Genomic DNA, 13,277 nt, shown 5'->3' with positions numbered 1-13,277 from the left:
GTAGAAGCGGTCAGTGCCCAAAGATGGCATGGGACATTGCTCTGGCGGCCTTGCGCCGCTCCCCCGGCAAGGGTGGCGCCTCGGCATGAGCCGGGGCCAGAGGAGAGGTCGTCCGCTGCTGCATCCCCTTGCTGGCGAAAACCAACAATCACGACCCAAGGGATGCAAATGAAACCGAACGCTCTTTCCTGGCTGCTTCACAGCGTCGTCCCACTCTGCGCGTTGGCCACTGGCAGTGCCCAGGCGAATCCGCTGATGTGGAGCAACAACAGCCTCAGCTACCTCTACGGTCACGGTTATAAAGTCGATGGCACCGGCAACGATATCCAGCAAACCATCACCTTCGAGCACGCCAGTGGCTGGACGTGGGGCGACATGTTCTTGTTCGTCGATAACAAGTGGTCCAACGGCTTGTCGGGCAACGATGGCTACACCTATTACGGCGAGTTTTCACCGCGACTGTCGCTCGGCAAGATCAGTGGTCACCGTCTCAGCTATGGCATCGTCAAGGATGTGTTGATCGCTGCCACCTATGAGCGCGGAGAAGGGCGCAATCGAAAGTACCTGCTTGGGCCCGCTGTTGACCTGAACCTGCCTGGATTTGATCGTTTTTCACTCAACACTTACTACCGCAAGCCCGATGGGGTAACCGGTAAAGCGTCTGGACAGTGGCAGATCAACCCGACCTGGGCCATGACGATACCGCTCGGCCGCTCAGACATTTTGTTCGACGGTTATCTGGAGTGGTACGTCAATGATGTGGGGACGAAGGGTACCTCGAACTACGTAGCCAAGAGTTTCCACTTCAACCCCCAGATCAAGTACGACGTCGGTAAGGCGATGGGGCAAGCGCCGGCGCGTTTCTATGCCGGGATCGAATGGGACTATTGGTCCGACAAATATGGCATCGAAGACAGCCACGGCTTTCCGACCGATCAGAACGCGTTGAGTGCATTGATCAAGGTGCATTTCTAATGTGATGTTTCAGACCCACCACTGAGTATCTGGTACAGGCTCCGTTGATCATCACTCATCAAGCGTTGTGTATCGACGAGAGCCGACCAGCAACGGTTATTACCGTTGTAACGCGTCTGGTTCGAAAGCTTTCGGCCGTCCAGGCCCGCTTTCGATCCAGCGCGTCGTTTCAGATACCACCGTGGATACGGTTCAAAGCACCCTGAAACCATGAGTGCCATCGCGCTCAAGCTGCGCAATCAGGCCAAATTCCCAGTCCAGGTAGCCCTGCATCGCCTCGTGTGGGTTGTCTGTGCCTTCATAGGGACGCCGGTAGCGATCGCTGCGCGGTACGGCAAGGCGGGCCTCACCGCCTTCCAATCGAAGACCGGCGGCGATCCAGCGTGCGGTGCCTCCTGCGAGCACGTAAACCGGCGTGCGGGTCAGCGTCTGCAGGTCGCGCGCGGCGAAACGCGCCAGCAGGCTGCTGCCACAGGTCAACACATAACGGCGGGCCTCGGGCGGCCGTTCCAGGGCGTCGGCCAGCTGGGCACGGATCGCCCAGTACGCGCCCGGGATATGGCGCTTGACGTAATTGGCACTGGCGGTGAAGTCCAGTACTACGGTGCCGTCTTCCTGCAGCCAGCTGGCCAGTTGCTCGACGGTTATTTCGCTGGCCTCCGGCAATTCGGGCAGCGGCGGTTGCCATTCGCCCCGGTCGCTGAAGTCCGCTGCAGTCAGCCCGTCGACCACAGCGACTTGCCAGCCCATCTGTGCCAGCCACGAGGCGCTCATGTTGGCGCGCACGCCATCGTCGTCCACCAGCGCGATGCGCGCCCCGCGCACACTGGCGACGTGGTCGGTCTCTTGAACCAGTTGCCCGCCGGGCACCGGGCGGCTGCCCGGCAGATGACCGGCGCTGTATTCCTCGGTCGTACGCACATCGAACAGGTAGAGGGTGCGCTGCGTGTCGGCCTGCCACTGGCCCAGCCCGGCGCGGTCCAGGCGCAGCACGCCGGCGCGGTCTGCTACCGCCCGGGCCTGGCCGGCGGCGTTGGCGCGGGTAACCGCAGTGACCTCGGCAAAGCGGCGGTCCTGACCATGAGCCAGTTGCTGCCCCGCCAGGGTCCAGCCGATGGTGCCATTGCGCAGGGCCGCCACCGGATTGGGAATGCCGGCATTGATCAGCGACTGGGTGCCGATGATGCTACGGGTGCGCCCGGCACAGTTGACGATCACCTGGGTCGCCGGGTCAGGCGCCAGTTCTGCCACGCGCAGCACCAGTTCGGCGCCAGGCACGCTGATGCCGCCGGGGATGCTCATGGTCTGGTATTCGTCGAAACGGCGGGCATCGAGGACCACCACATTGGCCTGTCCATCAAGCAGCGCCTTGACCTGTTCGGCAGCCAGCGAAGGCGTGTGGCGCACGCTCTCCACCAGTTCGCCGAAAGCTTTGCTTGGCACGTTGACATCGCGAAACAACTCGCCGCCCGCAGCGCGCCAGCCGGCAAGGCCGCCATCAAGCACGGCAACATTGACGTAGCCCAAGGCCAGTAAGCGCTGCGCGGCGACAGCGGCGAGCCCCTCACCGTCATCGTAGACGGTGAGGGCGGTGTCCCGCCGGGGTACGCGGGCGAAGATTTCCAGCTCCAGTTTCGACAGGGGTATGTTGGCCGCGAACAGCGGATGGGCCTGGGCGAAAGGGTCTTCTTCGCGTACGTCGATCAGGGCCAGCTCCTCCTTGGCCAGTAAAGCACGGCGGATGTCGTGGTAACGGCGGGTGGTGACGGTGCTCATGGGGCAGGGTTCTCTTTGGACAGGTCCCAGATGTTTGGCAGGCGGGTATTGGAATAGCCGGAGACAAACGGTTTTTCGCTGCCATCCAAGGCGTACACCGCGCGCTTGACGGCGCCGATGTTGCCGCCATAGACGTGAATGCTGATCGATACCTGGTCGGCGAACGCATTGCTCACCTGATGAATGTCGCCGATGCGCGGCGACACCGCTTCCACCTGGCCGGGCATCAGACGGATGGGGGCCCCCTCTGGCAACAAAGCGCCCCTGGCGTCACGCACGAAGCCCTGAGCGTGCTCGGCACCGCGCAGCATGCCGATCAGCCCCCAGACCCGGTGGTCGTGGATCGGTGTTTGCTGCCCCGGGCCCCAGACGAAGCTCACCACCGAGAAACGTTGGCGCGAGTCGCAGTGCAGCAGGTATTGCTGATAGCGCTGCGGGTCGGGCTGGGCGAGGTCGTCCGGCAGCCAGTCGTCATGGGCGACCAGCTCGGCCAGCAGGCCTTGGCCTGCGTCGAGCAGGGTGGCTTCGTCAGGCTGTTGGTCAAGCAGCGTGGCGAGGTGGTCGATGAAGTGGCGCAAGCGCTGCGGGCGCAGGGGGTCGGTCATGGTTCAGGCTCTGCTCTCAGGTTTCAGTTAACCCTAGCAAACCTTTTTTCTATTCTCAAAATGCAAAATAAACATAAGCTAATATGCAAAATATGCATTTACAGATTGGACCGTTTGTTTTGAAATTGCCGCAGCGAAAGGCATGAGGATATACCCAACGTGCATTTCACAGGATGAGTAACACTGATTAGATTATAAAGAATACTCCGTTAATACCTCGGAGCTATAAACAATCACAGACGAGACCGCACGCGCGGATCGCCTCACATGCCCCAAGCGGGTATCTGGAGACGAACGTGCGTTACTTCAAACAGCTGGCCGCCACCGTGTTGGCCACCACTTTCAGCCTTACCGCCGCCGCCCAGACCCTGGTGGTCGGTGACCAGAGTTACAACGCTCGTGCAGTGATGGAAGCCGCCGGCGTGCTAGAACAACTGCCTTACACCCTGGAGTGGAAGCAGTTCACCGCAGGCTCCCCGGTGGCCGAAGCGCTCAACGTCGGCAGTCTCGATATTGGCCTGCTGGGCGACGCGCCGCCCCTGTTCCTCGGTGCCTTGGGGGCGCCGATCAAGGTGATTGCGGTCAGCCGGCAGAACCTCGAAGGCGTGGCCATCCTGGCGCGCAAGGATTCGCCGATCCATAGCCTGCAGGACCTGCGCGGCAAACGCGCGGCCATCTGGAAAGGCTCGTGGAGCCAGCAATTGCTGTTCAGTGCCCTGGACAAGGCCGGGTTGCCGCGTGATGCCGTGGAGCTGCGTTACCTCAGTGCGCTGGATGCATCCCACGCCTTGGACGGTGGTTCGGTGGATGTGATCGCCACCTGGGAGCCTTACGTCACTCAACAGGAGCGGCAGGGCGCCCGGGTGCTGGCCACCGCCGATGGGGTAATCCCGGCGCAGAGCTTCGTGGTCGCCAACAGCAAGGCGGTGGAACTCAAGCGTGCGCAGATCGCCGATTTCCTCCAGCGCCTGAAAAAGGCCCGTGACTGGACCCTGAGTGCCCCTGCCAATACCGAGGCCTACGCCGACGCGTGGGCCAAGCTCACCCGTGCTGATCGCGACATCGCCCGTGCCTGGTTCGCCCGTGCACGCACCGACCTCGCGCCGCTGGACCCGCAGGTGATCGCCGATGCGCAGAAAACCGTGGATTTCTTCTCCGGGCTCGGGCTGATCAAGGCATACCCGGCGCAAAGCCTGTTCGATACCTCGTTCAACGCAGCGTTCGGCAATAACTAGGCCGCTGCGCAAGGACCGCGGCGGCATTCAGATATGGACCATCCAACAGGAACTCCCATGAGCAAACGACAGATCAAACTTGGCGCCCTGACCATGGGCAGTGGCGGCCCGGGCCGGCACAACCTGTGGCTCGACCCCGAACTGCCCGCCGACGCCAGCGTGAACATCGACTGGTACATCGCCATCGCCCGGCAGGCGGAAGCCGCGTTGTTCGACCTGATGTTCATCGTCGACAGCCAGTTCATCACCCCCGGCTCGCCTTCGCACTATCTCAATCGGCTGGAACCGTTGACCCTGCTCTCGGCTCTGGCGGTCAGCACCCGCCATATCGGCCTGGTGGGTACCCTTACCACTTCTTACAACGCGCCCTTCAACGTCGCCCGCCGCCTGGCTTCGCTGGACCTGATCAGCAAGGGCCGTGCAGGGTGGAACGTGGTCACCAGCGGCGATGCCGGCACTGCCGGTAACTACGGGCTCGACGAGCATTATGACTACGACACCCGTTACGCCCGTGCCGAGGAGCATGTGCAAGTCGTGCAGGGGCTGTGGCAGTCGTACGAAGACGATGCTTTCCCCCGTGATCGGGCCAGTGGCCGGTTCCTCGACCCGACCAAGCTGCATGCGCTCAACCACAAGGGTAAGCATTTCTCGGTCGTCGGCCCGCTCAACATCCAGCGCTCGCCCCAGGGGCAGCCGGTGATCTTCCAGGCGGGCGATTCCGAACAAGGCCGAGCGCTCGGGGCCGCCACGGCTGATGTGGTGTTCACCCACGCCGCCAGCATCGAGCAGGGCCAGGCCTTCTACCGCGACATCAAACGCCGCGCCGCGCGCCTGGGTCGCGACCCGGAGCAGTTGCTGGTATTGCCCGGCGCGGAGATCTACGTGGGTGACAACGACGCCCACGCCCGTGAGATCGAGCGCCATTACCATCAGGCCGACCACAGTTTCGAACTGGCGTTGAAGGAATTCGGGCGCAACTTCGGCTGGCATGATTTCAGCCAGTACGACCTGGATGCCCCGTTCCCGCAAGAGAGCCTGGAGTTTGCACGGAGCAGCTTTTTCACGAATGCCAAGCGTATTGCCGACCAGGCGCGGGACAAGGCCTTCAGTCTGCGTCAGGCTGTTGAGTTTGGCCGTCAGTTACGGCCAGGGGCCTTCGTTGGTTCGGCCGAAACCGTGGCGGCGAAGATGGCCGAGTGGTTCGAAGCGCGGGCGCTGGATGGGTTCAATATCTACATTGGTCATCCTGGCCAGTTCCGGCGGTTTACCGAAGAAGTGGTACCGTTGCTGCAGGCACGTGGGGTGTATCGCACGGCGTATGAGGGCACGACCCTTCGGGAAAGCTTGGGGTTGGCGATACCGCGGTCTGGCCGCTAGATCGCCTGGGCCGGCCTCTTCGCGGCTAACAACCGTTCCTACAGGGATCTTCAATCACCTGTAGGAACGTCCTTGGTCGCGAAGAGGCCGGTGCAGATCAGGCGCTGCGGGTGCTGCGACCGGCTTCCTGGTCTGCTACCAGCGCCCGAATCCGCGGAATCAGCGCCTGCCCATACTCCACGGCATCACGCAACTGATCGAAGCCACGGAACAGGAACGTGCTCACGCCCAGGTCGTAGTACGCCAGCGTCGCTTCGGCGACCTGTTCGGCGGTACCGACCAGCGAGGTGGAATTACCGGCCCCGCCACCCAGTGCGGCAATCTCTGTCCACAGCCGAGTGTCGTGGACCTTGCGCTGACTGGCCAGTTGCACCAGGCGTTCGGACCCCACGTTGCTCTTGCCGAAATTCTTCTCGCGGCGGTTGCCCTGGCGGATGCCAATACGCTGCTGTGCATCGGCCAGGATGCGTTCAGCGCGGGCCCAGGCTTCCTCCTCGGTGGCCCCCAGGATCGGCCGCAGCGACAGGCTGAAGCGAATGTGCTGCTCACGCCCATGGCGAGCGGCGGCCTTGCGCACCTGGGCGATGCGTTCGCGCACCTGCTCCAGCGGCTCGCCCCACATCATGTAGACGTCGGCATGCTTGGCCGCGACTTCTACCGCCGCGTCCGAGGCGCCGGAGAAGTACACCGGCAGCTTGCCCACGGGTTTGACCAAGGTCAGGTTGTCCTCTACCCGGTAGTGGTCGCCGTGGTGGTCGAAGGGCGACGTCTGGGTCCAGGTGTTACGCAGCACATCGAGGTACTCGTCGGTACGTGCGTAGCGGGCATCTTTGTCGAGAAAGTCACCGTCGCGCTGCAGGTCGCCGCTGTCGCCACCGGTTATCACGTTGATCGAAGCACGGCCGCGGCTGAGCTGGTCGAGGGTGGCGAATTGGCGGGCAGCGAAGGTCGGTGCCTGGAAGCCGGGGCGGTGTGCCACCAGCAGGCCGATGCGCTCGGTGAGCGCGGCCACGTAGCTGGCGAGAATCATCGAGTCTGGCGCGCTGGTATTCACCGCCAGCAGGGCCTTGTCGAAGCCGGCGTACTCCTGGGCCTGGGCGAAGGCCTTGATGAAGCCCAGGTCAACCTGCGGTCCGCGCGGCGCCTGTGATTCGCTGCTTTCATGGGGGCCGATCAGGCCAATGAATTCGAGGCTCATGCAATGGAACTCCTTTTGTGGCCGACGCCGTGGATCATGGCGCCGAGATGGACCTGCCGTTTACTCATGATCAATACCTCTTTTCAGATGTGCACCAAGGGTCGATCCGTGCAACACGTCAGTTCCGCACGGCACAACCGTTAAATCGCTACGGGCAACACGCTGCGTGAATGCCCTGGTATCGCTTCGATCAGCGCCCGTGTGTAGGCGCTGGCCGACTTGCTGAGTACCTGCAGCGCCGGCCCTTGCTCGACCACCTGCCCGCGCCGTAGCACCAGCACCTGGTCTGCCATGCTCGCCACCACCGCCAGGTCATGGGAGACCAGCACATAGGCCATGCCGAGCTCGCGCTGCAATTCGTCCAGCAGGGCGAGGATCTGCGCCTGCACAGACACGTCCAGTGCACTGACTGGCTCATCGAGCAGCAGCACCTCTGGCTCCAGTGCCAACGCCCGTGCAATCGCCACGCGTTGGCGCTGGCCACCTGACAATTCCCTGGGCAGGCGATCGAGGAACTGCACTGGCAATTGCACCCGTGTGATCAGCTCGCGGGCTTTGCGCTCTAGTGCCTCGCCCCGGAGCAGGCCGAAAGAGACCAGCGGCTCGACGATGCTGTCGAACACGGTGAAGCGTGGGTCGAGCGCGGCGAACGGGTTTTGCTGCACCAGCTGGATACGCCGGCGCAAGGGGCGGAACTGGCTCCAGGTGTAATCGGTGACGTCCTCGCCGGCGAACACCACCTGCCCTTGACTGGGCTTCTCCAGGCCCAGGGCGATGCGCAGGGCGGTGCTCTTGCCCGAGCCGGATTCGCCGACAATCGCCAGGGTCTGCCCGGCATGCAGTTCAAGGCTCAGGTCGTGCAGGGCGGTGTAGCGCACGTTTTTTCCGGGCAGCTCGAACCGTTTGCCGACATGGCTCAGGCGCAGCAGTGGCGTCTGGCCCCGCGGTGCGGCTGGCCAGCGCCGTGGCACGAAGGCCGGCGCGGCATCGAGCAGGGCACGGGTGTAGGGTTGCTGGGCGCCCCAGAGGATCTGCCGGGGCGAGCTGTGTTCGACCTGCTCACCCTGCTTCATCACCAGCAGGCGGTCGGCGCGGTCACAGGCCATGCCCAGATCATGGGTGATGATCAGCAGCGAGATGCCACGCTCGGCGACCAGCAGTTGCAGGTGATCGAGAATACGCCGCTGCACGGTCACGTCCAGCGCACTGGTGGGCTCGTCGGCGATGATCAACCGTGGCTCGCCGGCCAGGGCGATGGCAATCAGCACCCGCTGGCGCATGCCGCCGGACAGCTCATGGGGGTACTGCCGCGCACGCAGCGCCGGCTCGTCGAGGCCGACCTGGTCCAGCAGCGCCAGCACCTCGGCCTCTTGGCCTGGATAGCGTCGTCCACGCGCCAGCTGCAGCGCCTCGGCGATTTGCTGGCCGACCCGTTGGGTGGGGTTAAGGCTGACCATTGGGTCTTGCGGCACCAGGCCGATGGTGCGCCCGCGCAACTGGCGCCTGGCGCGTTCGCTGGCTTGCGCCATATCGACACCATCGACCCATAACTGGCCTTGGTCGATGCGTGCATTGCCCGGTAACAGACCAAGCAGGGCGTTGGCCAGGGTCGATTTGCCCGAGCCTGACTCGCCCACCACCGCCAGGGTCTCGCCCTGGACCAGGCTGAACGACAGCTGGCGCAGGGCCTGGCTGCGTTGCCCGGCGAAGCTGTAGCTGACGCTTAGGTCGCGGACCTCGATCAGGGGTGACTGGCTCATCGGGCATGCTCCTCGGCGCTGCGCGCCAGGTGGTTGAGGCTGAACACCACGGCCACCACGAACAGCCCCGGTAGCAGGGATAGCCAAGGGGCGGTGATGAGGAAGTGACGGCCGTTGGCGATCAGCGTGCCCCATTCCGCGGCGGGTGGCGCCGCGCCAAAGCCGAGGAAACTCAGCCCGGCCGTGGCCAGGATGGCAGCGCCGAAGTCCAGGGTGGCGAGCACAGCTACCGGGCTCCAGGCATTGGGCAGTACATGGCGCAGCAGGGTGCGTGCCCAGCTGGCACCGCACAGGCGTGCGGCTTCCACAAAGGGCAGGGTCTTGATGCGCAGCACTTCGGCTCGGGTGGTGCGGGCAAAACCGGGCAGGATGCCGACACCCACGGCGACGGCCACCGGCACGGTGCCGAAGCCAATGGCGGTGACGATGGCCAGGGCCAACAGCAGGCCGGGCAGGGCCAGCAGTACGTCGAGCAGGCGCATCAGCGCCGCGTCGACGCGCCCGCCGGCAAAACCGGCCAGCACGCCCAGGCCCAAGCCGCCCAGCAAGGCGATGGCCACCGCCAGCAGGGCGGCGAGCACCGACAGGCGCGCGCCGTACACCACCCGGGTGTAGAGGTCGCGGCCCAGTTCGTCGGTGCCGAACCAGTGCGTCAGGCTGGGTGGACTGAGCTTGTCGGCGGGTGCGGTGGAGTAGGGATCGAAGCTGCTGAGCCAGTGCGGGGCCAGCGCGCAAAGCAGGGCGAACAGTACGATCAGCAGCGCTAGGCTGAAACCGGGTCGGCGCAGCAGCGGGGCCAACATCTGGTATGCGCGCTGCCAACGCGTGCGACGCCTCCAGGTGGCGGCAGGGCGGGGCTCGGAGGGCGCGGTGTCGAGGGGTGACAGGGGTATGTCGAGGGTCATCTCAGTTCACCTTCGCGGTGTGGGTGATGCGCGGGTCGAGGTAGGGATAGAACAGATCGACGAGCAGGTTCACCACCACGAAGGCCGCAGCCGACGCCCCGACGATCGCCAGCACCACGGGTATGTCCTGGCGTAGCACGGCCTCCTGGGCCAGACGGCCGACGCCGTTGCGCGAGAAGATGGTTTCCACCAATACAGCCCCGGACACGGTATTGCCGACTTGCAGGCCGACCAGCGTCAATAGCGGCAGCGCCGCGTTGCGCAGGCCATGGCGTGCCTGAACCTGGGCCCGGCTAAGGCCCTTGGCGAAGGCGGTGGTGATGTACGGCTCCTGCCACACCCCCTGAAAGCCGCGTTGCAGCACCTGGGCGTACACCGCAGCGCTGGGGATCGCCAGGGTGATGGCCGGCAGCACCAGGCTGGCCAGGCCTTGACTGCCCGTGGCCGGAAACCAGCCCAACGCGAAAGCGAACACCTGGATCAGCAGCAGGCCCATCCAGAACACCGGCACCGAGAAGCCCAGCGAGGGCAGGCGCGCCAGTGCAGTCTTCAGTGGACGCCATTGCAGGTAGGCGGTCAGACAGGCAAGGCCGACACCCGCCAACAGCGACAGGGCAATGGCGGCACCGGCCAGGGCCAGGGTCTGCGGCAGGCGCTCGGCCAACAGTGCCGTGACCGGTCGGCCCAGCGACAGCGATTGGCCAAGGTCGCCGTGCAGGGCCCGCCACAGCAGGTCGAAATACTGTTCGAACAAGCCTTTGTCCAGCCCATAGTAAGTGCGTGCTTTGGCCAGGTCCTCGGGCGACAGGCCGTCGGCTTCCATGCCGGAGGCGCTCAGCATGATCGCCAAGGTGTCGCCGGGCAGCAGGTAGAGGATGAAGTAGGTGATGGTATAGGCCCCCCACAACACCAGCAGGGCCTGGCCGACGCGGCCGATCAGGTAGCGTCTCATGGCTGGCCGACCTGGATGTCACTGAGCAGGGCGAAGCCTTCGGCGGTCCAGTGGAAGTGCTTGACCCGCGGCGCGGTGGCGGCCTGCCAGACGCGCTCGTACAGCGGGAACGCCGACGCTTCGTCGACCAGCAGGTCCTGCAGTTGGCCGTAGGCCTGGGCCCGTTGCGTGTCGGCAGTGGCGGTGATACCGCTGTCGAACAGCGCCTGAGCTTTGGCCAGGGTGTCGGGCTCGTAGGTGTTGGTGGCGAGCGTGGCGCTGTTGGCGGCGCGCGGGTCGAGGATGGTCTGCAGGATGATCGGGTCGGCGCGGGTCATGTAGGTGGAGGTGAGGTCGTAGGCGCCTGTCGAGTTGCCGGTCACCCATTCGGCGCGGGTCAGTACGTTCAGCTTGAGGTCGATGCCCACTTTGCGCAGTTGGTCCTGTACCAGCACGTCACCGGCGCTTTCGGCGGGTGTGAGGTTGTAGCGCAGCGTCAGGCGCTGGCCGTTCTTGTGCCGGTAGCCGTCGTCGCCTTTGTGCCAGCCAGCGGCGTCGAGCAGTTGCTCGGCGCCTTTGGGGTCGTAGGCGAGCTTGTCGGTTTGGGCTTTGAAGAACGGTGTGGTGACGTCGTATACGCCACTCACCACCGGGAACGCAGTGTTGTAGACGGTGTGCGCGTAGCTGGTGCGGTCGATGGCTTTCTGCAGCGCCAGGCGCACTTGGCGGTCACCGAGCAGGCGGTCGTTGCGGGTATTGGGGTAGAGGTTCAGCGCCGGGCCTGGCAGCGAACGGCTCTGGATGGTCGCGCCCTTGGACTGAAACAGCTTCAGGTCGACTTCCGAGAACGGGTTGCGTGGCCACAGGATGTCGACCTTGCCTTGCAGGAACAGGCCGTTGCGCACACTCTCTTCGGGGATGTAGCTGATGTCCACGGCATCCAGGTACGCCGCGCCCTGGTTGCGCACATTGGCCGAGGGCCAGGCGTAATCGGCACGCTTGAGCAGGCGTGCGCCGACCTCCGGGGTGTAGTGATCGAGGGTGAATGGCCCGGTACCGATGATCTTGCCCAGCGAGCGTTGCTGCGCGCTCAACCGGTACGAGGCCGGGGCGAGAATGGCCAGGTTGGTGGTGGACGTGGCCTGAAGGAAACCCGCGTTGGGTTTTGCCAGGACCAGGCGCACGGTGAAGTCGTCGATCACCTCGGCGTGGTCGTAGCCGGCCAGGTAGGTGGCACCGAAGGTGGCCGGCAACTGGCTGGCGAACGCTTTGTTGCTGTCGAAGGCAGTTTTCACGGCGTGAGCATCGAAGCGTTCGCCGTTGCTGAAGGTGACGTCCTCGCGCAGGTGGAAGGTATAGCTCAGGGCATCGGCACCGACCTCCCAGGTTTTCGCCAGCCACGGGATGATGCGACCGGTCTGCGGGTCTTGGTCAGTGAGCGACTCGACGACGTTGCGCAGCAGCACGCGGTGTTCGAGCCAGTAGACCTGAAAGGGGTCGACGCTGACCAGCGTGGTGTTGTCACCCCAGAAGGCGATGTTGAGGGTCTTGCTGGTTGAGGTGTTGTCGGCCGGCGAGCAAGCGGTGAGGCCCAGGGCCAGGGTGCCGATCGCGAGCAGTTGGTGCAGTGGGGGCATGGGATTGATCCTTCAATGAATGGGGCTCTCCTGTTCCGGCCAGTTCGCCGGAACAGGCAAAAGGTGCCTTGGAGTCAGTCCTGGTAATCGAGGCCCTCGCGATCCAACTGCCGAATCAGCGCATCCCAATGCCGTTGGATACCTTCCCCCTGGCCATCGGAAAACCGCTTGGACTGCTCATGCACCTTGGCAATCGCCGCCTTTGACGCATGTAACAGTTGGTCGTTGCCCCCGGCCTGGGCGGCGACCTGGATGTTGCAGGCCCGCTCCAGCCCGTCCAGCTCACGGAACGCGTGTTCCACGCTGACACCTCCGGTCAGCAGCCCGTGGTTGCGCAAAATAAGAATGTTGCTGTCGCCCAGATTGGCCACCAGCCGTGCTTGCTCGTCCACGTCCAGGGCGACGCCTTCGTAGTCGTGGTAAACCACGCGGCTGTAGTAGGCCAAGGCGTGCTGGGAGATCGGCAGCAACCCGTCGCGCTGGGCGGACACCGCCGCGCCGTCGCGAGTATGGGTGTGCAGCACAGCCTTGAGATCAGGCCGTGCGCGGTGGATGGCGCTGTGAATGACGTAGCCGGCCTGGTTGATGCCCAGCCCCAGCGGGTCGTCGATGATCGCGCCGTCGACGTCGACCTTGACCAGGTTGGAGGCGGTAATTTCGTCGAACAGCAGGCCGAAGGCGTTTATCAGAAAATGCTCGTGCGGCCCCGGCACGCGGACCGAGAAGTGCGTGTAGATGTGGTCGGTCCAGCGCAGCAGCGCAGCCAGACGGTAAGCGGCGGCCAGCTTGACCCGCACCTCCCACTCTTCGGCGCTGACCCGTTCGCGTACGTTGCAGGTGCTGGTGGTGAAGGCAGACAGTGAACTCATGGGGCTCTC

Annotated in this window: 11 protein-coding genes; 3 read left to right on the top strand and 8 right to left on the bottom strand. The window is 64.3% G+C overall.

All coding sequences use genetic code 11. The features are described 5' to 3' along the window. The first annotated feature begins 168 nt into the window (after window positions 1-168). On the top strand, window positions 169-975 hold the full coding sequence (locus N5D53_RS00980) for a hypothetical protein (protein WP_177410027.1): 807 nt from the start codon (window positions 169-171) through the stop codon (window positions 973-975). Window positions 976-1,167: 192 nt separating this feature from the next. On the opposite strand, the gene N5D53_RS00975 is transcribed toward N5D53_RS00980, so the two are convergent. Beyond that, window positions 1,168-2,751 carry a rhodanese-related sulfurtransferase gene (locus N5D53_RS00975; RefSeq protein WP_104887633.1) on the bottom strand — a complete coding sequence of 528 codons (1,584 nt, stop codon included), beginning with the start codon at window positions 2,749-2,751 and terminating at the stop codon, window positions 1,168-1,170. Continuing rightward, window positions 2,748-3,356, bottom strand: coding sequence for a cysteine dioxygenase (locus tag N5D53_RS00970; protein ID WP_279839233.1), 609 nt, complete (start codon window positions 3,354-3,356; stop codon window positions 2,748-2,750). The genes N5D53_RS00975 and N5D53_RS00970 overlap by 4 nt, the downstream gene beginning before the upstream one ends. A 296-nt stretch (window positions 3,357-3,652) precedes the next feature. On the opposite strand from N5D53_RS00970, the gene N5D53_RS00965 reads away from it, so the two are divergent. Further along, a complete protein-coding gene (locus N5D53_RS00965; RefSeq protein WP_104961688.1) occupies window positions 3,653-4,591 on the top strand; it encodes an ABC transporter substrate-binding protein in 939 nt (312 codons plus the stop codon). Window positions 4,592-4,648: 57 nt separating this feature from the next. After that, window positions 4,649-5,968, top strand: a complete 1,320-nt coding sequence (locus tag N5D53_RS00960) for an LLM class flavin-dependent oxidoreductase (RefSeq protein WP_010954102.1) — start codon at window positions 4,649-4,651, stop codon at window positions 5,966-5,968. Window positions 5,969-6,065: 97 nt separating this feature from the next. On the opposite strand, the gene N5D53_RS00955 is transcribed toward N5D53_RS00960, so the two are convergent. From N5D53_RS00955 to N5D53_RS00930, 6 genes are all read right to left on the bottom strand, one after another. Beyond that, the gene (locus N5D53_RS00955) at window positions 6,066-7,166 is read right to left on the bottom strand and encodes an LLM class flavin-dependent oxidoreductase (protein WP_010954103.1); all 1,101 of its coding nucleotides are present in this window, start codon (window positions 7,164-7,166) and stop codon (window positions 6,066-6,068) included. A 140-nt stretch (window positions 7,167-7,306) separates the two neighbouring features. Continuing rightward, window positions 7,307-8,926 carry an ABC transporter ATP-binding protein gene (locus N5D53_RS00950; RefSeq protein ID WP_121161654.1) on the bottom strand — a complete coding sequence of 540 codons (1,620 nt, stop codon included), beginning with the start codon at window positions 8,924-8,926 and terminating at the stop codon, window positions 7,307-7,309. Further along, a complete protein-coding gene (locus N5D53_RS00945) occupies window positions 8,923-9,831 on the bottom strand; it encodes an ABC transporter permease (protein WP_104961684.1) in 909 nt (302 codons plus the stop codon). The genes N5D53_RS00950 and N5D53_RS00945 overlap by 4 nt, the downstream gene beginning before the upstream one ends. Before the next feature lies 1 nt (window position 9,832). Next, window positions 9,833-10,783 (bottom strand): ABC transporter permease, encoded by a 951-nt coding sequence (locus tag N5D53_RS00940; RefSeq protein WP_010954106.1) that lies wholly within the window; start codon window positions 10,781-10,783, stop codon window positions 9,833-9,835. Continuing rightward, the gene (locus N5D53_RS00935; RefSeq protein WP_064492011.1) at window positions 10,780-12,399 is read right to left on the bottom strand and encodes an ABC transporter substrate-binding protein; all 1,620 of its coding nucleotides are present in this window, start codon (window positions 12,397-12,399) and stop codon (window positions 10,780-10,782) included. The genes N5D53_RS00940 and N5D53_RS00935 overlap by 4 nt, the downstream gene beginning before the upstream one ends. A 74-nt stretch (window positions 12,400-12,473) precedes the next feature. Continuing rightward, window positions 12,474-13,268 carry a class II aldolase/adducin family protein gene (locus tag N5D53_RS00930; protein ID WP_104961682.1) on the bottom strand — a complete coding sequence of 265 codons (795 nt, stop codon included), beginning with the start codon at window positions 13,266-13,268 and terminating at the stop codon, window positions 12,474-12,476. Between the last annotated feature and the right edge of the window lie 9 nt (window positions 13,269-13,277).

The sequence above is a fragment of the Pseudomonas sp. GD03862 genome (assembly GCF_029840855.1).
Taxonomy (GTDB): Bacteria; Pseudomonadota; Gammaproteobacteria; order Pseudomonadales; family Pseudomonadaceae; genus Aquipseudomonas; species Aquipseudomonas alloputida.
Note: the sequence above shows the minus strand (reverse complement) of the source record. Positions and strands in the feature narration are given on the sequence as shown.

Bases quoted from the DNA above. Each gene is read 5' to 3' on its own strand.
- N5D53_RS00980 (WP_177410027.1), top strand. From the start codon at position 169: ATGAAACCGAACGCTCTTTCCTGGCTGCTTCACAGCGTCGTCCCACTC.
- N5D53_RS00975 (WP_104887633.1), bottom strand. From the start codon at position 2,751: ATGAGCACCGTCACCACCCGCCGTTACCACGACATCCGCCGTGCTTTA.
- N5D53_RS00970 (WP_279839233.1), bottom strand. From the start codon at position 3,356: ATGACCGACCCCCTGCGCCCGCAGCGCTTGCGCCACTTCATCGACCAC.
- N5D53_RS00960 (WP_010954102.1), top strand. From the start codon at position 4,649: ATGAGCAAACGACAGATCAAACTTGGCGCCCTGACCATGGGCAGTGGC.
- N5D53_RS00955 (WP_010954103.1), bottom strand. From the start codon at position 7,166: ATGAGCCTCGAATTCATTGGCCTGATCGGCCCCCATGAAAGCAGCGAA.
- N5D53_RS00950 (WP_121161654.1), bottom strand. From the start codon at position 8,926: ATGAGCCAGTCACCCCTGATCGAGGTCCGCGACCTAAGCGTCAGCTAC.
- N5D53_RS00945 (WP_104961684.1), bottom strand. From the start codon at position 9,831: ATGACCCTCGACATACCCCTGTCACCCCTCGACACCGCGCCCTCCGAG.
- N5D53_RS00940 (WP_010954106.1), bottom strand. From the start codon at position 10,783: ATGAGACGCTACCTGATCGGCCGCGTCGGCCAGGCCCTGCTGGTGTTG.
- N5D53_RS00935 (WP_064492011.1), bottom strand. From the start codon at position 12,399: ATGCCCCCACTGCACCAACTGCTCGCGATCGGCACCCTGGCCCTGGGC.
- N5D53_RS00930 (WP_104961682.1), bottom strand. From the start codon at position 13,268: ATGAGTTCACTGTCTGCCTTCACCACCAGCACCTGCAACGTACGCGAA.